At 71.9% G+C, this 18,086-nt stretch carries 15 protein-coding genes; 5 read left to right on the forward strand and 10 right to left on the reverse strand.

Annotated features, from left to right (window positions below; translation table 11 throughout):
* Nucleotides 1-116: 116 nt before the first annotated feature.
* Genes ACZ7OY_RS28145 through ACZ7OY_RS28155 form a run of 3 tightly spaced genes read right to left on the reverse strand, consistent with a single transcriptional unit; the run spans nt 117 to nt 3,487 of the window.
* Nucleotides 117-866 carry a succinate dehydrogenase/fumarate reductase iron-sulfur subunit gene (locus tag ACZ7OY_RS28145; RefSeq protein ID WP_471913951.1) on the reverse strand — a complete coding sequence of 250 codons (750 nt, stop codon included), beginning with the start codon at nt 864-866 and terminating at the stop codon, nt 117-119.
* Entirely contained in the window at nt 863-2,812 is a 1,950-nt protein-coding gene (locus tag ACZ7OY_RS28150; protein ID WP_471913952.1) for a fumarate reductase/succinate dehydrogenase flavoprotein subunit, read from the reverse strand. The genes ACZ7OY_RS28145 and ACZ7OY_RS28150 overlap by 4 nt, the downstream gene beginning before the upstream one ends.
* A gap of 3 nt (nt 2,813-2,815) precedes the next feature.
* The gene (locus ACZ7OY_RS28155; protein WP_471914008.1) at nt 2,816-3,487 is read right to left on the reverse strand and encodes a succinate dehydrogenase; all 672 of its coding nucleotides are present in this window, start codon (nt 3,485-3,487) and stop codon (nt 2,816-2,818) included.
* Between the two features lie 131 nt (nt 3,488-3,618).
* On the opposite strand from ACZ7OY_RS28155, the gene ACZ7OY_RS28160 reads away from it, so the two are divergent.
* Nucleotides 3,619-4,503 (forward strand): LysR family transcriptional regulator, encoded by an 885-nt coding sequence (locus ACZ7OY_RS28160; protein WP_471913953.1) that lies wholly within the window; start codon nt 3,619-3,621, stop codon nt 4,501-4,503.
* A gap of 30 nt (nt 4,504-4,533) precedes the next feature.
* On the opposite strand, the gene ACZ7OY_RS28165 is transcribed toward ACZ7OY_RS28160, so the two are convergent.
* The 4 genes from ACZ7OY_RS28165 to ACZ7OY_RS28180 all read right to left on the reverse strand — a co-directional run bounded on the left by ACZ7OY_RS28165 (nt 4,534) and on the right by ACZ7OY_RS28180 (nt 9,224).
* Entirely contained in the window at nt 4,534-4,950 is a 417-nt protein-coding gene (locus ACZ7OY_RS28165; protein WP_471913954.1) for a nuclear transport factor 2 family protein, read from the reverse strand.
* Nucleotides 4,951-5,001: 51 nt separating this feature from the next.
* Nucleotides 5,002-7,137 (reverse strand): putative bifunctional diguanylate cyclase/phosphodiesterase, encoded by a 2,136-nt coding sequence (locus tag ACZ7OY_RS28170; protein WP_471913955.1) that lies wholly within the window; start codon nt 7,135-7,137, stop codon nt 5,002-5,004.
* Nucleotides 7,134-7,946, reverse strand: coding sequence for an SAM-dependent methyltransferase (locus ACZ7OY_RS28175; protein ID WP_471913956.1), 813 nt, complete (start codon nt 7,944-7,946; stop codon nt 7,134-7,136). The genes ACZ7OY_RS28170 and ACZ7OY_RS28175 overlap by 4 nt, the downstream gene beginning before the upstream one ends.
* 345 nt (nt 7,947-8,291) lie before the next feature.
* Nucleotides 8,292-9,224 carry an SCO0930 family lipoprotein gene (locus ACZ7OY_RS28180; protein WP_471913957.1) on the reverse strand — a complete coding sequence of 311 codons (933 nt, stop codon included), beginning with the start codon at nt 9,222-9,224 and terminating at the stop codon, nt 8,292-8,294.
* 757 nt (nt 9,225-9,981) lie between these two features.
* On the opposite strand from ACZ7OY_RS28180, the gene ACZ7OY_RS28185 reads away from it, so the two are divergent.
* From ACZ7OY_RS28185 to ACZ7OY_RS28195, 3 genes are all read left to right on the forward strand, one after another.
* The gene (locus tag ACZ7OY_RS28185) at nt 9,982-10,110 is read left to right on the forward strand and encodes a hypothetical protein (RefSeq protein WP_375976498.1); all 129 of its coding nucleotides are present in this window, start codon (nt 9,982-9,984) and stop codon (nt 10,108-10,110) included.
* Nucleotides 10,111-10,127: 17 nt separating this feature from the next.
* Nucleotides 10,128-10,892, forward strand: coding sequence for a bestrophin-like domain (locus ACZ7OY_RS28190; protein WP_471913958.1), 765 nt, complete (start codon nt 10,128-10,130; stop codon nt 10,890-10,892).
* Nucleotides 10,893-11,142: 250 nt separating this feature from the next.
* A complete protein-coding gene (locus ACZ7OY_RS28195) occupies nt 11,143-11,700 on the forward strand; it encodes a hypothetical protein (protein WP_471913959.1) in 558 nt (185 codons plus the stop codon).
* A 3-nt stretch (nt 11,701-11,703) separates the two neighbouring features.
* On the opposite strand, the gene ACZ7OY_RS28200 is transcribed toward ACZ7OY_RS28195, so the two are convergent.
* Nucleotides 11,704-12,129, reverse strand: a complete 426-nt coding sequence (locus ACZ7OY_RS28200; protein ID WP_471914009.1) for a hypothetical protein — start codon at nt 12,127-12,129, stop codon at nt 11,704-11,706.
* Between the two features lie 1,002 nt (nt 12,130-13,131).
* On the opposite strand from ACZ7OY_RS28200, the gene ACZ7OY_RS28205 reads away from it, so the two are divergent.
* Nucleotides 13,132-13,806 (forward strand): class F sortase, encoded by a 675-nt coding sequence (locus ACZ7OY_RS28205; RefSeq protein WP_471913960.1) that lies wholly within the window; start codon nt 13,132-13,134, stop codon nt 13,804-13,806.
* Nucleotides 13,807-13,836: 30 nt separating this feature from the next.
* On the opposite strand, the gene ACZ7OY_RS28210 is transcribed toward ACZ7OY_RS28205, so the two are convergent.
* Nucleotides 13,837-14,310, reverse strand: a complete 474-nt coding sequence (locus tag ACZ7OY_RS28210; RefSeq protein WP_471913961.1) for a hypothetical protein — start codon at nt 14,308-14,310, stop codon at nt 13,837-13,839.
* 89 nt (nt 14,311-14,399) lie between these two features.
* A complete protein-coding gene (gene lysX / locus ACZ7OY_RS28215) occupies nt 14,400-17,678 on the reverse strand; it encodes a bifunctional lysylphosphatidylglycerol synthetase/lysine--tRNA ligase LysX (protein ID WP_471913962.1) in 3,279 nt (1,092 codons plus the stop codon).
* Between the last annotated feature and the right edge of the window lie 408 nt (nt 17,679-18,086).

The following is an 18,086-nucleotide window of genomic DNA, read 5'->3' on the forward strand; positions in this document are numbered from 1 at the left end:
GGTCCCGGCGGGGCCGGGTGCCGTTGTCGTGACCGGCGGGTGCCTGGCGGGACCGGGGATGAGCACCACTCCCGGTCCCGCCCGTCCGCACCTTGTCGGCGAACGTCTCTCGGCCGTCAGCGGCCCGCGGCCTTGCGGGTCGCCCGCAGCCACTCCCGGTTCATGCCCGTGATGGACATCAGCGGGATGCCCTTGGGGCAGGCGGTGGCGCACTCCCCGGTGAGGGTGCAGCCGCCGAAGCCCTCCGCGTCCATCTGGGCCACCATGTCCAGGACCCGGGTCTCGCGCTCGGGTGCACCCTGCGGCAGCACGTTGAGGTGGTTGACCTTGGCCGAGGTGAACAGCATGGCCGCGCCGTTGGGGCACGCGGCCACGCAGGCGCCGCAGCCGATGCACTCGGCGTGCTCGAAGGCGAGGTCGGCGTCCGGCTTCGGCACGGGGGTGGCGTGGGCCTCGGGCGCGGCGCCGGTGGGGGCGGTGATGTAGCCGCCGGCCTGGATGATCCGGTCGAAGGCCGAGCGGTCCACGACCAGGTCCTTGACGACCGGGAAGGCCGAGGCCCGCCAGGGCTCGACGTCGATGGTGTCGCCGTCCCGGAAGGACCGCATGTGCAGCTGGCAGGTGGTGGTGCGCTCGGGTCCGTGCGCGTCGCCGTTGATCACCAGGCTGCACGCGCCGCAGATACCCTCGCGGCAGTCGTGGTCGAAGGCGACGGGGTCCTCGCCCTTGAGGATGAGCTCCTCGTTGAGGGTGTCGAGCATCTCCAGGAAGGACATGTCGGAGGAGATCCCGTCCACTTCGTAGGTGGACATGGCGCCTTCGGCGTCGGCGTTGCGCTGCCGCCAGACGCGCAGGGTGAGCTTCATGCGTAGCTCCGCTGGGTGGGGTGGACGTACTCGAAAACCAGGTCTTCCTTGTGCAGGGTCGGGGGCTCGCCGGTCGCGGTGAACTCCCAGGCGGCCGCGTAGGCGAACTCCTCGTCCCTGCGGGCCGCTTCGCCGTCGGGGGTCTGGGACTCCTCGCGGAAGTGGCCGCCGCAGGACTCGGCGCGGTGCAGTGCGTCGAGGCACATGAGTTCGGCGAGTTCCAGGTAGTCGACGACCCGGTTGGCCTTCTCCAGCGACTGGTTGAACTCCTCGCCGGTGCCGGGGACCTTGATGCGCCGCCAGAACTCCTCGCGGATCTGCGGGATGCGCTCCAGGGCCTTGCGCAGCCCCGCGTCCGTACGGGCCATGCCGCAGAACTCCCACATCAGCTCGCCGAGTTCGCGGTGGAAGGAGTCCGGGGTGCGGTCGCCGTCGACGGCCAGGAGCAGGTTGAGCCGGTCCTCGGTCTCCGCCAGCACCTCCTGGACGACGGGGTGTTCCGCGGTCACCGGCTCCTGGTGCGGAGCGCGGGCCAGGTAGTCGTTGATGGTGGACGGCAGCACGAAGTAGCCGTCCGCCAGTCCCTGCATCAGCGCGGAGGCGCCGAGGCGGTTGGCGCCGTGGTCGGAGAAGTTGGCCTCGCCGATCGCGAACAGGCCGGGAACGGTGGTCTGGAGGTCGTAGTCGACCCACAGTCCGCCCATCGTGTAGTGCACGGCCGGGTAGATCCGCATCGGCACCTCGTACGGGTTCTCCGCGGTGATCCGCTCGTACATGTCGAAGAGGTTGCCGTACTTCTCCTCGACCTTCGCCCGGCCCATCCGGGCGATGGCGTCGGCGAAGTCGAGGTAGACGCCCTGGCCGCCGGGGCCCACGCCCCGGCCCTCGTCGCAGACGTTCTTGGCCGCGCGGGAGGCGATGTCGCGCGGGACGAGGTTGCCGAAGGAGGGGTAGATGCGCTCCAGGTAGTAGTCGCGCTCGTCCTCGGGGATGCGGTTGGGCGGGCGGTCGTCGCCCTTGGCCTTCGGCACCCAGATACGGCCGTCGTTGCGCAGCGACTCGCTCATCAGGGTCAGCTTGGACTGGTGGTCGCCGGTGCGCGGGATGCAGGTGGGGTGGATCTGGGTGAAGCAGGGGTTGGCGAACAGGGCGCCGCGCCGGTGCGCCCGCCAGACGGCGGTGGCGTTGGAGTTCATGGCGTTGGTCGACAGGTAGAAGACGTTGCCGTAGCCGCCGGAGGCGAGGACGACGGCGTCCGCGAAGTACGTGTCGACGCGGCCCGTGATCAGGTCCCGGGCGACGATGCCGCGGGCCCGTCCGTCGACGACGATCAGGTCGAGCATCTCGGTGCGCGGGTGCATCTCCACGTTCCCGGCCGCGATCTGCCGGGACAGCGCCTGGTAGGCGCCGAGCAGGAGTTGCTGGCCCGTCTGGCCGCGCGCGTAGAAGGTGCGGGAGACCTGGACGCCGCCGAAGGAGCGGGTGTCGAGCAGGCCGCCGTACTCGCGGGCGAAGGGCACGCCCTGGGCCACGCACTGGTCGATGATCTCGACGGAGATCTGGGCGAGACGGTGGACGTTGGACTCGCGGGCGCGGAAGTCGCCGCCCTTGACGGTGTCGTAGAACAGCCGGTGGACCGAGTCGCCGTCGTTGCGGTAGTTCTTCGCGGCGTTGATGCCGCCCTGGGCGGCGATGGAGTGGGCCCGGCGCGGGGAGTCCTGGTAGCAGAACTGGACGACGTGGTAGCCCTGTTCGGCGAGGGTGGCGCCGGCCGAGCCGCCGGCCAGCCCGGTGCCCACGACGATGACCGTGTGCTTGCGGCGGTTGGCGGGGTTGACCAGCTTGGCCTCGAAGCGGCGCTTGTCCCAGCGTTCGGCGACGGGGCCGGACGGGGCCTTGGCGTCCACGATCGGTTCACCCGTGCGGTATTCGGCGTAGTCGGTCATGTGTCAGCTCACCACTCCGGTCATGACGCCCACGGGTACGGCGACGAAGCCGGCCGTGAGCAGCAGTGCGAGGACGTCGGCGAAGATCTTCAGGGCCCGGTCCCGGGTGCGGCTGCCGGCGCCGAGGGTCTGGGCGGCGCTCCAGAAGCCGTGCCGGACGTGCAGGCCCAGGGCGAGCATCGCGACGATGTAGATGACGTCGCCGTACCAGGTGGAGAAGGTGTCGACGACGTTCTGGTAGGGGTGGCCCTCCTGGAAGCCGCCGGGGTGCACGGTGCCGGTGGTCAGGTCGAGGATGTGCCACACGATGAACAGGCCGAGGATGATGCCGCCCCAGCGCATGGTGCGCGTCGCATAGCTCGCCCGGGGCTTCTTGTGCACGTACTTGCCGGGGCGTGCCTTGATGTCGCGGCGGCTGAGCTGGTAGGCGGAGGTGGCGTGGGCGACCACCGCGAGCACCAGCACGACACGGACGAGCCAGAGGGTCCACTCGTAGTGCATGAAGGGCTCGCCGACGGTGCGCAGCCAGTGGGCGTAGTGGTTGAACTCGCCCGCCCCGAAGAAGATCTTCAGGTTGCCGATCACATGGGCGACCAGGTACAGCAGCATGATCAGGCCGCTGACGGCCATCACTGCCTTCTTGCCGATGGAGGAGTCCCACACGGTGCGTGCCAGTGACGCCCGTCGGTCCGTCCGCGTTGCCAGAGCCATGGGTCCTGACGTTAGGGCCGAAGGTCCCAATCGGTCCAAGACATGGTCCAGCTCGAATCCATAGCTTGTGACTATCAGCGGGTTACCGTGGAGGTATGCAGTTCCAGCAGCTTCAGTACTTCGTGGCGGTCGCCGAGACCCGGCACTTCACCCGGGCCGCGGAGGCCGTCCATGTGGCGCAGCCGTCGTTGTCGCAGCAGATCAAGGCGCTGGAGCGGGAGCTCGGGGCGGATCTGTTCCTGCGCGCCCGGGGCAACATCACGCTCACCGACGCGGGCGAGGCGCTGCTGCCGCTGGCCCGGCGCATCCTGGCCGACGCGGAGACCGCTCGGCACGAGGTGCTGGAGCTGTTGCAGCTGCGCAGCGGCCGGGTGCGGCTGGGCGCGCCCCCGAGCCTGTGCACCGGTCTGCTGCCGGACGTGCTGCGCGCTTTCCACGACCGCTATCCCGGCGTCCACCTGATCATCGAGGAGAGCGGCTCGCACGATCTCGTACGGGAGCTGGCCCGCGGCGCCCTGGACCTGGCGCTGGTCGTGCTGCCCCTGCCCACCCCGTCGCCCGCGCTGACCACGGTGGAGCTGCTGCGCGAGGACCTGGTGGTGGTGTCGTCACCGGAGGCGGACCCGCCCGGCGGCGGCCGGCAGACGGTGCGCGTGGCCGATCTGGAGAGCGAGCGGCTGGTGATGTTCCGGCACGGCTACGACCTCAGGGAACTGACCGTGGCCGCATGCCGCGTCGAGGGGTTCGAGCCGGACTTCGCGGTGGAGGGCGGCGAGATGGACGCGGTACTGGGCTTCGTACGGGCCGGGCTGGGCGTCGCCGTCGTACCGCGCATGGTGGCCGCGCGCGCCGGGCACGGGCTGCGGGTGACCCCGCTGGCCCAGCCCGGCCTGCAACGCACGATCGCCCTGGCCCACCGCAGCGACGTGGCTCCGCCGCGGGCGGCCCGGGAACTCCAGCGGATGCTGCTGGAACGCTGAACGCAAGCGCGTCCCAGGGCAGCCTGGGCCCTAGTCGATCTCCGGCGGCACCGGAGTGCCCTGGTGGTAGTACATCCGCCAGCCCGTCTCCTCGTCGCGCCGGCGCCACAGGGAGGTGCGCCGGGCCCGTACCCCGTCGAAGTCGGTCTCGAAGGTGAGGTGCACCAGGCCGGGCGCCAGGACCACTCCGGTGAACGCCGACGCCCGGTAGCGCGGACCGTCGGCCGCGCTGCCCGGCTTGTCGGGCAGCCCGGCCACGGTCTCCTCGTACGTGTAGCGCCGCCCGGAGGCGCCGACCTCGACGAACTCCGGGTCGAACAGGCGGAGGGCCTCGGCGCGGGAGGAGCGCACGGCCGGGTCCATGAGGCGCAGTTCGGCGGCGATCGCCTCGTTCACGGCGTCCGAGCCGGCGATCGCCTCGTTCACGGCGTCTGATTCAGGGGTCACGCGCCGATGCTCACACGGGGACCCGGTGCCCGCGCAACCGGATTACGGCGCTCACCCCGTCGCGTCCACCAGCGCCAGCTCGTGCAGCCGCTCCGGCGGGCCGGGGCGGGCGTAGTACCAGCCCTGGGCCGTGTCGCAGCCCAGGATCCGCAACTGCTCGGCCTGGGCGCCGGTTTCGACGCCCTCGACGGTCACCGCGAGGTCCAGGCTGTGGGCGAGCGAGACGATCCCCTCGACGATCTTCAGATCGACGGGGTCGGCCGGGAACTGCTGCATGCTCTGTGTGAAGGAGCGGTCCAGCTTGAGGATGCTCACCGGCAGCCGTCGCAGGTTGGCCAGGTTGGAGTAGCCGGTGCCGAAGTCGTCCAGCGCGATGTCGACGCCCATCTCGGCCAGCCGGCGCAATGGCTTGAGCAGGTCGTCGTCCGCGCCGATCAGCGCCGACTCGGTCACCTCCAGGCAGAGCGCCTCGGGGGCGACACCGGTGCGCTCCAGGATCTCGACGGTGTCCTGCACCAGGCCGGGGTGGGTGAGCTGGCAGGGCGAGAGGTTGACGTTGATGCGCAACGGACCGCTGTCGGCGTGGCGTTCGTGCCACCGGCCGGCCTGACGGACCGACTGCTCCAGCACCCAGCGGCCCAACGGGACGATCAGGCCGGTGTGTTCGGCGAGCGGGATGAACCGGTCGGGGCCGAGGACGCCGTGCTGCGGATGCAGCCAGCGCACCAGCGCCTCGGCGCCGTGCACGCTGCCGTCGCCGAGGTGGACCAGTGGCTGGTACTCGATGAAGAACTCGCCCCGCTCCAGGGCGGCCGGCAGTGCCGTGGTGAGCCCGTGCCGGGTGATGGCGCGGGCGTCGGCCTCCGGGTCGGCGAGCTCGAAGCGGTTGCCGCCGGCGGACTTGGCCCGGTACATCGTGATGTCGGCGCTGCGCAGCACCTCCGCCGCGCTGCGTTCCTGGGCCGCGCCCTCGACCACGCCGATGCTGCCGCGCACGGTCAGCTCCCGGCCGTCGACGCTGATCGGGGCGACCAGGGCGTTCATGATGCGGGCGGCGAGCTCGTCGACCTCCCGCTGGGTGTCGGGCCCGGTGGTCAGCGCCACGAACTCGTCGCCGCCCAGCCGCGCGACCATCTCGCCGGGCGCGGTCGCGCAGGACTGGAGACGGTCGGCGACCTCGACGAGCAGCCGGTCGCCGGCCGCGTGGCCGAGGCTGTCGTTGATGGTCTTGAAGCCGTCCAGGTCGAGGTAGCACAGCCCGAACCGCTGGCCCGTGCCGGAACTCAGCACCTTCTCCAGCCGTTCGAAGAACAGGGTGCGGTTGGGCAGCCCGGTGAGCGCGTCGTGCGTGGCCTCGTAGCGCAGTCGGAGGTTGAGCAGGCGGCGCTCGGTGGTGTCCTCCATCAGCGCCAGCTGGTACTGCGGCGCGCCGTCGGCGTCGCGCAGCAGGGAGACCGTGAGGTTGGTCCACAGCACCGTCCCGTCGGGGCGGTAGTAGGCCTTCTCCACGTGGTAGTGCTCGCGGTCGCCGCGCACCAGTTCCTCGTACAGCCGCCAGACCTGGGGCGCGTCCTCGGCGTGTGTCCAGTCCCGGACGTTGCGGCCGCGCAGCGTCTGCTCGGAGCCGCCGAACATGCGCAGCATCGCCCCGTTGACCTCCAGGACGTTGCCGTCCAGGTCGGCGATGCTGATACCTATGGCCGCGCCTTCGAACACGGCCCGGAAGCGCGCCTCGCTCGCGTGCAGCGCCTGGGCGACCACGCCCTGTGCCTGGAGCGCGGCTCGGGCGATCGCCTCCTGCTCGGCGAGGGTGCGGTCGCGCAGCGCCTGCGCGTACCCGGCGGCCATGGCGTGCTGGAGTCGGGAGGAACGGGTCCGTAGGTCCTCCTGGGAGCCGTTGCCGCCGCAGTAGAGCACCAGGTAGGCGTCGACGCAGTCCAGCGCGGGGCCGAGCGCGTCGGGGTCCGTGCAGTGCGCCGCGACGAGGGCGGCGCCGACCGCCTTGCCCTCGGCGGCGTCGAAGCTGCGGGCCCGCAGCGCCTTGCTCAGCCGCCTGGCCAGCGGCAGCAGCAGTTCCTCGAACTCCGGCCGGGTCAGGGACGTCGAGGTGACCGGGTACACCGCCCGGCTCCAGATCGTGGCGAACCGCCGCAGTCTGTCCTCCGGGCCGTCCGGTTCCGCGGTCACGCCGTACGCCCCACGCCCGCGAAACCGGAGTAGGCGTAGGGGTCGTCGTCCTCCGGCGCCGCGTCCGGCCGCCACCGCGGCATCGGCACCAGTCCCGGTTCCACCATGTCGTACCCTTCGAAGAACCGCTCGATCTCGTTCCGCGAGCGCATGATGAGCGGGTTGCGAATGTCCTTGTATACGTCCACCGCACCCTCGGCCCGCTCCGGCGGCAGCGGGATTCCCTCGTACGAGGCATGCGTGAGGATCAGCAGGCTGCCGGGCGCGAGGGCCTCGCGCAGCTCCGCCACCGCACCGTACGGGTCGTCCGCGTCTTCCACGAAGTGCAGTATGGCAACGAGAAGCAGCGCCACTGGACGATTCAGGTCGATCAGCTGCCGAACCTGAGGACTCGACAGGATCTCCCGGGGCTTGCGCAGATCGGCGGCGACCACGTCCGCGTCGTCGTTGCCCGCCAGCACCGCCTCGCTGTGCGCGACGGCCACCGGGTCGTGGTCCACGTACATCACCCGCGCACCGGGGGCCGCGGCCTGCGCCACCTCGTGGACGTTGCCGTGGGTGGGAATGCCGGAGCCGATGTCGAGGAACTGGGTGACGCCCTCGGCGACCGCGAAGCGCACCGCGCGGCGCAGGAACGCCCGGTTCGCCTGCATGATCCTGGGAAGTCCCGGCATGAACTCCATGGCCCTGCGGGCCGCTTCCCGGTCGACCTCGAAGTTGTGCGAACCGCCCAGGTAGTAGTCGTAGATGCGCGAAACGCTCGGCACCGAGATGTCGATGCTCCGTGGGGCCCAAGCGGGACGCTCCATCCAACCCTCCAAGGCGTGGACGATCCGGTGTTCGAGCTGAGGCTACTGATCGCCCGCCAAAGGAGCGAGCGGAAACGGAAATTGACCGTCCGTTCCCGGTCACTGCCTGCGGCACGTGCCGGAAGGAGGTCCGGCCCGCGCCGCAAAAGGTGCCCGAGGCACTGATGCGTTCGGGCAGCTCCGAAGACTCCCCGAGAATCATGAAGATTGATCAACCGCCAGGAAAACTCGGCGTTAAGCACCCTCACCACGCACAACGATCCGCCCCCTCCGTGCGGCCGGAGGGGGCGGATCTGGGTCGCGCGCGTCATCGGGCAGCAGCGATCAGCCCTGGGGAGGTGATCCCTACTGCTTCGGCGCGCCGACCGGCTTTCCGTCGGGGGAGACCGCGTACCACGTACCGCCGACGCCCTGACCGTTGATGTCCCCGGCCGCCTTGTCACCGGAGAAGGTGTAGATCGGCCAGCAGTTGACGGTCTGCTGCTTGACCCCGTCGGGCCGGGTGAAGCTCATCAGGCCCTTCTTCACGACACCCTCGGTGTCGTTCGTGGCGACGGGCGCGACCGCCGGCCACTTCTCCAGGCAGGCCCCGGTGCAGTTCGACACCGACTTCGGCCACGCCTTGTCCTTCAGGAACCGGTAGACCGTCATGCCGTTCTTGTCGACGACGATGTCACCCAGGGTGGGGTCCTTGCGGACCGAAAGTCCGGCCAGGCTGGCCGACTTGGCCTTCTTGCCGTCGGGGGCCAGCGCGAACCACTTGTTGCCCACGCCCTGACCGGAGGTGTCACCGGCCTTGGTGTCCTTGGCGTAGCGGTACGCGGGCCAGCCGTTGACGGTCAGCTGCTTCGTGCCGTCGGAGCGGGTGACCTCGCCCAGCAGCGCCTGGTCGATGCCGGCGCCGGCCGTGGCGTCGTCCGCGGGGACGGGCGGCCAGGTCGTGGCACAGTCGCCGTCGCAGTTCGACTTCGGCGGCTCCGCGGTGTCCTGGTCGAAGCGGTACAGGGTCAGCCCGGTGCTGTCGGTGAGCACCTTGCCGAGCTGCGCGTTGTCGGACACGGTCAGTTCACCGGCGGTGGTGGTCTGCGCCCCCGGGTCGTTGTTGGAGGTGTCCGCGCCGAGACCGGTGCCCGCGCTGCCGTAGCTGCCGGCCGCGGCCGTGGCCCCGACGTTCTGGCTAGCGGCCGGCGCGCCGTTTTCCTGGCCGCACGCCGTCGTCAGCGCCAGCACGGACACAGCGCTCGCCACGAGAGAGGCGCTCCGCCAGGAGGTCTTCATCGTCAACTCCCCGATCATCCACTTGGTGTTGCGACTCCCTGTGAGCCGCCGCACGACACTGGGTACGCACGGGTACGGGGGTTGTGTTCAGCCACAGCACGAAATTCTTTTCGGAACCTGTGCCCGGCCCCTCCCACCTCGTACGCGCGTGCGTGCCGGCCGCCCCGCCGCGGCGAGCCGATCAAACCGCCGTACGGCACCTGTCCCTCCTTCGGGGCAATCCTCGACCGGTCCTGCGTGTGCAGCCCCGACGGAGCGAATGATCTCCGTCGTGCAAGGACCCGAACCGACCCGATCCGCCTTCGGCACAAGGGTGTTGGCCGTTGTCACGCTGGTCTGGACGCTGGTGGGCGCACCGGCCGGCACCGCGGCGGCCGACGCCTGCGCATGGACCTCGACCGGCCCGGACGGCATGGCCGCGGTGGCGGTCGCGGGAGGCGGCGCCGCGGCGTCGGTCGTGGGAGGCGGCGCCTGGCCCACTCCCCCGTCGTGCCCGGTGCCGTCGCCGACCCGGACGCCACCTCCGCCACCACCGCCACCGCCGCCGCCGCCCCCGCCACCACCGAAGCCGAAGCCCACCCCCACGTCCGTCCCGGCCCCGGCACCGCCGAAGCCCCGCCCCGCACCACCGCCCCCTCCGCCGCCCGCGCCCCGGTCGCGGCCCGCTCCCGTCCCGCCGCCCCCGCCACCGGCCCCCGCGCCGACCAGGACCCCCGAGCCGCCGCCGAAGCCCACCCCGCGTCCCTCCGTGACGCCGGTGAGCTATCCGCGCCACCACTCCGCCCCGCCCCCGCGACCCGCACGCGACACCACGCCGCCCGTCGTCTACGTCCTGCTCATCACCGTGCCCGCGCTCGTCGCCGTCGCCGCGCTGCGCCCCCGCTGATCCTCTGGAGGCTCCTCTTGCCGGAATGGCTTGTTCTCACCCTCGCGATGGTGGCCGCCTGCGCCGTGGTGGTCGTGATCACCCTGGTACGGGCCCGCAGAGCCCCCGAGGACGAGGACCCCGCCGAGACACCGGACGTCATCGAGTACATGACGATGTGGATCGGCGTGGTCTACGCGATCGTCCTGGGCCTGGCCATCGCCGGTGTCTGGGAGGCCCGCAGCGTCGCCCAGGACCATGTCCAGGCGGAGGCCCAGGCGCTGCACGAGATCTCGGAGCGGGTCCGGGCGTATCCCCCCGATGTACGGGATCGGATCCGGGCGGACGTCAACACCTATGTCGGACACGTCGTGACCACCGAGTGGACGGCGATGGCCGACCACGGGGACGTCACGGACCGCGGGACCGAACTGCTGGGACGCGTCCGCGCCGACGTCACGGACTACCAGCCGAAGAACGACTTCGAGGCCCAGTCCTACCAGCCCCTGCTCGACCAGGTCGCCGCGGCGGACCAGGCGCGCAACGCCCGCGCCGACTCCACCGGGGCCACCATGCCCGGCGTGGTGTGGTTCGGGCTGCTCATCGGGGCCGTCATCACCATCGGCATGGTCTTCGCGCTCCAGATCCGGCGTACCGCGCGGGAACTCGTCCTGGCCGGGATGTTCTCGGCGCTCATCGCCTTCCTGCTCTTCCTGATCTGGGACTTCGACTCGCCCTACAGCCGCGGCGTCGCCGCGACCGCGGAGCCGTTCCTGCACCTGTTCCCGCACGCGGGCGGCTGACGGGCCGGTACCGAGGAGGGGCGCCCGCGGCCCGCCGCCGGCGCCCCGCGGGCGCGCGTGTGCCACGGGCGCCGGCGTCTCTCCCGGTTCCGCGCGGGGATTCGCCCGCACGGCCCACACGGTTACCCCGTTCGCACTACTGAGATCGCGGGGGCACCCGCCCGTTCCTAGCGTTTCGGTCATCGAGGCGCATTTTCGGCTCAGGCGGAACAAGGTCCGCGGCTGCTCCTCGGAGACCGGAGGATCCACCATGCGCGCGATACGCGTCGCTTCGGCGGCCCTGCTGGGCGTCACCGCACTGGCCCTCTCCGCGTCGGCCGTCGTCGCGGGCGACGGCGACAGCGACCACGACGTCACGCCGTTCGGTTTCGGCGTGCTGCCCCGCAGCATCGCGCCGGGCGGACAGCTCACCCTCCAGATCGACCGCGACGGGGGCGGCTGCCGGGGTACCGCCACCGTCGCCTCGGGCGCCTTCGACACGGTACGGATCCCCGCCGGGCGTCCGTCGGCCACGACGACGGTCGCCCGGGACGCGCGGGCCGGGGCCGTGCACCGGGTGACGTTCACCTGCGACGGGGTGAGCGGGTCCACGGACCTGACCATCGCCGAGGGCCGGCCGGACGGCACCGGCTCGGACTCCGCGCCCCTTCCGGTGCAGCAGGTCCCGCGGGCCGTCCAGGCCGGCGAGGGCGGCAGCGCCGCCGGCTTCGACCTGAAGGAGATCGCTCTGGGCGTCGCGCTCATCGCGGGCTCCGTCGGCACGGCGTACCGCCTCGGGCGCCGCCGTGAGAGCGAGGACGGCGGCTGACGGTCAGACGCGCCTCTCGGCGCGGCGGCGCATCCAGAACACCGCTCCGCCGAGGCCGGCCGCGCCCACGAGTCCGCCGCCGATGGCCATGTCGGCCGTGGTCGCGCCGATCGGGACGCTGCCGCCGACGCCGCCGCGGACACCGCCGATCACGGTGAAGGCCGCCGGGCGGGTCAGGGTCCGGCCGCTGCAGTCGACCGTGATGTCGTACCGGCCGGGCCGGGCGTTGTTTTCGACGACCGCGACGCCCCTGGCGGTGTCGTTGGTGCCGTTGAGGGGGCGCAGCGGGCTGGTGCGGAAGGCGCGGGAGGCCATCGCACCGCCGTTGCGGCAGCCGTCCACGGTGACGGTGAGCCGGCCGCCGGCGGCGACCACGCCGGGCTGGGCGATGATGTTCCGCGGCCCGAAGCCGTTGTTGTTGAAGCCGATGTTGTTGCCGAGCCCGTTGTTGAGCCCGTTGTTGAGGCCCCCGTTGTTCCCCAGGCCGTTGTCCGGGCCGAAGAAGCCGTCGGGGCCGCGGCCGTTCCCGTTGTTGCCGAAGAAACCGTCGTTGCGCCCCCGGCCGAAGTTGTTGTTCTCGAAGAAACCTTCGTTGCGGCCCCGGCCGAAGTTGTTGTTCCCGAAGAAACCGTCGTTGCGCCCCCGGCCGAAGCCGTTGTTCCCGAAGCCGTTGTTGGGGCCGAAACCGTTGTTGGGACCGAAACCGTTGTTGGGACCGAAAGCGTTGTTCGGGCCGAAGACGTTGTTCGGCCCGAAGACGTTGTTGCCCCCGAAGAAGTTCCGGCCGAAGCCGTTGTTCCCGAAGCCGTTGTTGGGGCCGAAGACGTTGTTGGGCCCGAAGACGTTGTTCGGGCCGAAGAAGTTGCCCCGCCCCGGCCCGAATCCGTTGTTGGGGAAACCGCCGCCCCAGTTGTTGCCCGGCCCGATGCCGCCGAAGCCCGGTCCGATCCCCGGTCCGATGCCGGTGACACCACCCACCCCGTTCGGCGGGATGCCGGTACCCCCGTTGCCGATACCGTCCGCGAAGGCCGCGGGGGCCGCGAACCCGAGGACGGCGAGCACAGTGGCCGCGGCCGCCAGGGCACGTGCGTTTCGCATGAGATCCTCCGCGGAAAGCGCCCCGGGTCCCGTCCCCGGTCAATCGGCGAGAAAGCGCCTCCTGGTAAGACCCTCGGACGCGCCGCACGCGGCCGCATTTCGACAATGGTCCGTCCTGGTGAGACGACACGCCGACGGAAAACCTCATAATCTGATGTTGCCGCAGGTCATCGACTGTCGGAAATTTCCTGTACGGTGCCGCCCCGGATGGCGCACCCCCGCCCGTCGCGCCACCCGTTCGCGTGTGACTCGTCGCCGCTTCCGCGCAACGGGACTTAGCGTTTACGCAGGCGCGAACGACCCGGCGACGGCCGGGCCGAGAGGGGATGGCGAATGTCTGCGTACGAGCTGTCCGAGGTGGCGGAAGAGGAGGAGCGGCCCAGGAAGCGCGCGCCGTGGGGCGTGATGGCGCTGGTGCTGCTGACCGGGCTCGCGCTGATCCGCAACGGGTCGGGCGAGTTCGACGTGGGCCCTCCGCAACCGGCCGCCGCGGCCGCCGGCGACGGCAGCGGCGTCGCCCCGGGCACGTTCGGCCGGGCCCCGGACGCCCTGCCGTACTCGGTGCCCGACCGGGTCAGGATCCCCACGATCCAGGTGAACGCGCCCGTCACCTCGGTGGGCCTGGACAAGGACGGCTGGATCGACGCGCCGACGCCGGACAACCCGAATCTGGCCGGCTGGTTCACCGGCGCCGTCTCGCCCGGCGAGAAGGGGACCGCGGTGATCGTCGGCCATGTCGACAACGAGCAGGGTCCCGCCGTGTTCTACGGGCTCGGGGCGCTGAAGAAGGGGAACCGGGTCGAGGTGGGACGCCGGGACGGCAGGACGGCCGTCTTCGAGATCTACGGCATCGAGGTGTTCGAGAAGAGCAACTTCCCCAGCGACCGCGTCTACGGCTCCAAGGGCACCCCCGAGCTGCGGGTCATCACCTGCGGCGGCGGCTTCACCCAGCAGAACGGCTACGCCGGGAACGTCGTCGTCTTCGCCCGCCTGGCCGATGTCCGCTGAGCGCTCCCCGGCCGGGCGGGCGATCGCCGCTCACGCGTACTGCCGGTGCGGGACCGTGATGCGGTAGCCCGAGTCCAGCAGTTGCGGCAGATAGTCGCGCAGCGCCTGGACGGTGTGCGAGCGGTCCCCCCCGGCGTCGTGCGAGAGGACCACCACGCCGGGTGCGGCACCACCCTCCACCCGGTCGACGATGGCACGGGTGCCGGGGACGGGGGTGGTCCGGCCGCGTCCGGACATCCTCAGCAGGGGCTCGTGGCGCACCAGGGTCCGGCGGGGCGCCGCGCGCGGGACGCCGTAGCCGGTCAGGGGTTCGAGGCGGTAGGCGGAAGGCTTCGACGCCAGTCGGTGGGCCGGGGCGCCCGCGGCTCCGGCCACCGGTCCGGCCGGCTCTTCGACCGTGTCCGGCGCGAGCAGACCGGCCACTCCGGCCACTCCGGCCGCGCTCAGGGCGACGGCACCGGCGAGCAACGCGCGGCGCCGCGTGATCATCTGATCCTCTTTCATGATTTATCAGTCGCCCGGGTGGCACCCGGCGCAGCACGACGACACTTCAGCGGCGGCAGGATGCACCCGTACGGCCGAGCGGGCCGGATTCAGCGGTGGCGCACCAGGGGGAACGGCAGGGTCTCCCGGATGGTCAGGCCGGTGAGGAACATGACCATCCGGTCGACGCCGATGCCGAGTCCGCCGGTCGGCGGCATCGCGTACTCCAGGGCGTCGAGGAAGTCCTCGTCCAGTTCCATCGCCTCCGGGTCTCCCCCGGCGGCGCGCAGCGACTGCTCGGTGAGACGGCGGCGCTGCTCGACGGGGTCGGTCAGTTCGGAGTAGGCGGTGCCGAGTTCGGTGCCGAAGGCGACGAGGTCCCAGCGCTCGGCGAGGCGCGGGTCGGTGCGGTGCTGCCGGGTCAGCGGGGAGACGTCGGTCGGGAAGTCCTTGTAGAAGGTGGGCAGCCGGGTCTTCTCCTCGACCAGCCGCTCGTACATCTCCAGGACGATGTCGCCGGGACCGTCGTCGGCGGTGTACGGGACGCCGGCCCGGTCGCACAGTCGGCGCAGTCGCGGCGGCTCCGTGCCGGCGTCGACCTCCTCGCCCAGCGCCTCGGAGATCGCGGCGTGCACGGTCCTGACCGGCCACGGGCCGGAGATGTCGTACTCCGTGCCGTCGTGATGGGCGACGGGCCGGCCGAAAGCGGCCGTGGCGGCGCCCTGGATCAGCTCGCGGGTGAGGTCGAGCATCACGTCGTAGTCGGCGAAGGCCTGGTAGGCCTCCAGCATGGTGAACTCGGGATTGTGCTTGTGGGAGACGCCTTCGTTGCGGAAGGTGCGGCCCAGCTCGAAGACCTTCTCCAGGCCGCCGACGCACAGCCGCTTCAGATACAGCTCGGGGGCGATGCGCAGATACAGATCGAGGTCGTAGGCGTTGATGTGGGTGGTGAACGGGCGGGCGTTGGCGCCGCCGTGGATCTGCTGGAGCATCGGGGTCTCGACCTCCAGGTAGCCGCGGTCCAGCAGGCCCTGGCGCAGCGCCTGTACGGCGGTGGAGCGGACCCGCACGACGTCGCGGGCGGCGGGGCTGGTCACCAGATCGAGGTAGCGCATCCGGACCTTGGCCTCGGGGTCGGCGAGGCCGTGGCGCTTGTCGGGCAGCGGGCGCAGGCACTTGCCGGTGAGCTGCCAGGAGGTGACGAAGACGGTCGGCTCGCCGCTGTCGCTGCGGCCCGCGCGGCCGGTGACGGTGATGTGGTCGCCGATGTCGGTGCCGGCGGTGAACCGGTCGAGGGCGGGACCGGACTGTGTGCGGGTGAACGCCACCTGGTGGTCCGCGGACCAGTCCCGCAGCACGGCGAAGACGATGCCGCCGAAGTCCCGCACCAGCATGACCCGGCCCGCGACGGTGACCTGCCCGTCCGGGGGTACGGCGGCGAGGGTGTGGGTGCGCGGCGGGACGCCGACCGGGTAGGGGTCGGTGCCGACGGCACGCAGCCGGTCCAGCTTCTGGTGCCGGACGCGAACCTGCTCGGGCAGGCCCGCGTCCGGGCCGGCCGGCCCGGCCTCGTCCCCTCCGTCGAGACCGAGCGCCGACAGCGACGGCAGCCCGTACGTGGTAGCGGGCCGCCGCGCGCCTTTCGAGTGCCCCTTTCCCCAGAGTTTGCGCAGCGAGGGTACGGAGACGAAACCCTCGGCGATGCCGGAGGCAAGGCCGATCCGGGCCAGGGAGGCGGCGTCCCCGTAGCAGAGGAAGCGCGGGTACCACTCGGGGCGGTACTTGGCGTTGGAGCGGTAGAGGGCCTCCAGCTGCCACCAGCGGGAGAAGAACAGCAGCAGCCGACGCCACGCGCGCAGCACCGGTCCGGCACCGATGCGGGCGCCCTCCTCGAAGGCGGAGCGGAACACCGCGAAGTTGAGGGAGATCCGGCGTACGCCCAGCTTGGGGGCGGCGGCGCACAGCTCGGCGACCATGAACTCCATCACGCCGTTGGGGGCGGTGCGGTCACGGCGCATCAGGTCCAGGGAGATGCCGTCGTCGCCCCAGGGCACGAAGGACAGCAGCGCGAGCAGCCGCCCGTCCTCACCGATCGCCTCCACCAGCAGGCAGTCGCCGTCGGCGGGGTCGCCGAGGCGGTCCAGGGCCATCGAGAAGCCGCGTTCGGTCTCGGTGTCGCGCCAGGTGTCGGCCTTGTCGACGACCTCCTCCATCTCCGACTCGTCGAGGTCGGCGTGGCGGCGGATCCGGCAGGTGGCACCGGTGCGCCGCACCCGGTGGGCGGCCTGCCGGGTGACCCGCATCTCGCGGCCGTCGAGGTCGAAGGACGCGGGGTGCACGATCGCCTCGTCGCCCAGCTGGAGGGCGCCGAGACCGGCGCGCACGTAGGCCCTGGCGCCGTCCTCGGAGGCGCCCATGACGGCGGGCGCCCAGCCGTGGCGGCGGGCGACGTCGAGCCAGGCTGCGATGGCGTGCGGCCAGGCCTCGCGGTCGCCCACGGGGTCGCCGCTGGCCAGGCAGACACCGGCCTCGACGCGGTAGGTGACCGCGGCCTTGCCGCTGGGCGAGAAGACGACGGCCTTGTCGCGGCGGGTGGCGAAGTAGCCGAGGGAGTCGTGGCCGCCGTAGCGGCGCAGCAGGGCGCGGATGCGCGGCTCCTCGTCGTCGTGCAGGGCGGCTTCCAGGCGCTGGGAGCGGAACAGGGTGGCGGCGGCGTTCAGCAGGGCGAGGGCACCGAACAGGCCTTGCAGGAAGGACACGACGTGGGGCGGCCGGCCGTCGAAGGAGCGGGCCGAGACCAGGCCGCCGAGGACGCGGGTGGCGGACCAGGCCAGGTGCTGGCCCTCGGGCAGGGTGCCGGGGAAGAGGGACACCAGGCCCCAGCCGGCCAGGATCGCCACGGCGAGCCCGGCGACCAGCACGGCGAGCGCGCGGCGTACGGCGCCGCGGCGGGAGGCGGCGTAGAACTCCCTGCGGGCGAGGACCAGGAGGATCAGCGCCAGGCCGCACACGACGAGGGACGGCAGGGACGCGGCGTAGAGGCCGACGGCCACGCCCAGGGCGTCGGTCAGGACCACCAGGCCCAGATAGACCACGACCAGCCACCAGGCGATCCGTTTGCGGGCGCCGGTGGCGGCGGCCAGCAGGAACAGGAAGACGGCGTAGGCGAGGTTGGCGCTGACCGGGACGGTGAGCAGGTCGAGGAAGCGTACGACCGGGCGCAGCAGCAGGCGCAGCGGCGGGATCAGGGCGAGCAGGGCGCAGAGCAGGCCCAGGGTGCCGAAGAAGGTCGCGAAGGCCTCGGGCACCCTGCCGAGGAAGCCGCCGACGGGCGGCCGTATCGGGCCCGGGGCGTCCTCGGCCGCGGCGGCCTCCACGGGGGCACTCATGTACCGACTGTAGGAACAGCACGCCCGCTCCGCCCGTCGAGAGCCCGCCCCCACCCACGAGAAGACCCCGGCCCGCCCGCCGGGAGGGGCCCGTCCCCCGCCTGCCCACCGGGAACGCCCCGGCCTGCCTGCCGGGAGGGGGCCTCGTCCCCCCGCCTGCCCACCGGGAACGCCCCCGCCCGCCGGGAAGCCTGTGGCTCGCCCGTCGGGCAGGTCTCCGGCTCGCCCGCCGGAAGACCCGGCACCCGACCGCCACAGGCCCACGGCTCGCCCGCCGAAAGGCCTGGCGCTCGCCCACCGGGATAGCCCGGGTCCGTCCACGGGAAGGGCCCCGGCCGGCTGCGGGAAGGGCTGCCCTGACGGGCGGCGCACCGCCTGCCGGAAGGCCTGCGACCGCCCGGCAGGGCC

Source organism: Streptomyces sp. NPDC107559, from assembly GCF_055657365.1.

Coding starts and splice junctions, on each gene's coding strand:
- ACZ7OY_RS28145 (WP_471913951.1), bottom strand. CDS start 866: ATGAAGCTCACCCTGCGCGTCTGGCGGCAGCGCAACGCCGACGCCGAA.
- ACZ7OY_RS28150 (WP_471913952.1), bottom strand. CDS start 2,812: ATGACCGACTACGCCGAATACCGCACGGGTGAACCGATCGTGGACGCC.
- ACZ7OY_RS28160 (WP_471913953.1), top strand. CDS start 3,619: ATGCAGTTCCAGCAGCTTCAGTACTTCGTGGCGGTCGCCGAGACCCGG.
- ACZ7OY_RS28175 (WP_471913956.1), bottom strand. CDS start 7,946: ATGGAGCGTCCCGCTTGGGCCCCACGGAGCATCGACATCTCGGTGCCG.
- ACZ7OY_RS28180 (WP_471913957.1), bottom strand. CDS start 9,224: ATGAAGACCTCCTGGCGGAGCGCCTCTCTCGTGGCGAGCGCTGTGTCC.
- ACZ7OY_RS28195 (WP_471913959.1), top strand. CDS start 11,143: ATGCGCGCGATACGCGTCGCTTCGGCGGCCCTGCTGGGCGTCACCGCA.
- ACZ7OY_RS28205 (WP_471913960.1), top strand. CDS start 13,132: ATGTCTGCGTACGAGCTGTCCGAGGTGGCGGAAGAGGAGGAGCGGCCC.
- ACZ7OY_RS28210 (WP_471913961.1), bottom strand. CDS start 14,310: ATGAAAGAGGATCAGATGATCACGCGGCGCCGCGCGTTGCTCGCCGGT.
- lysX (WP_471913962.1), bottom strand. CDS start 17,678: ATGAGTGCCCCCGTGGAGGCCGCCGCGGCCGAGGACGCCCCGGGCCCG.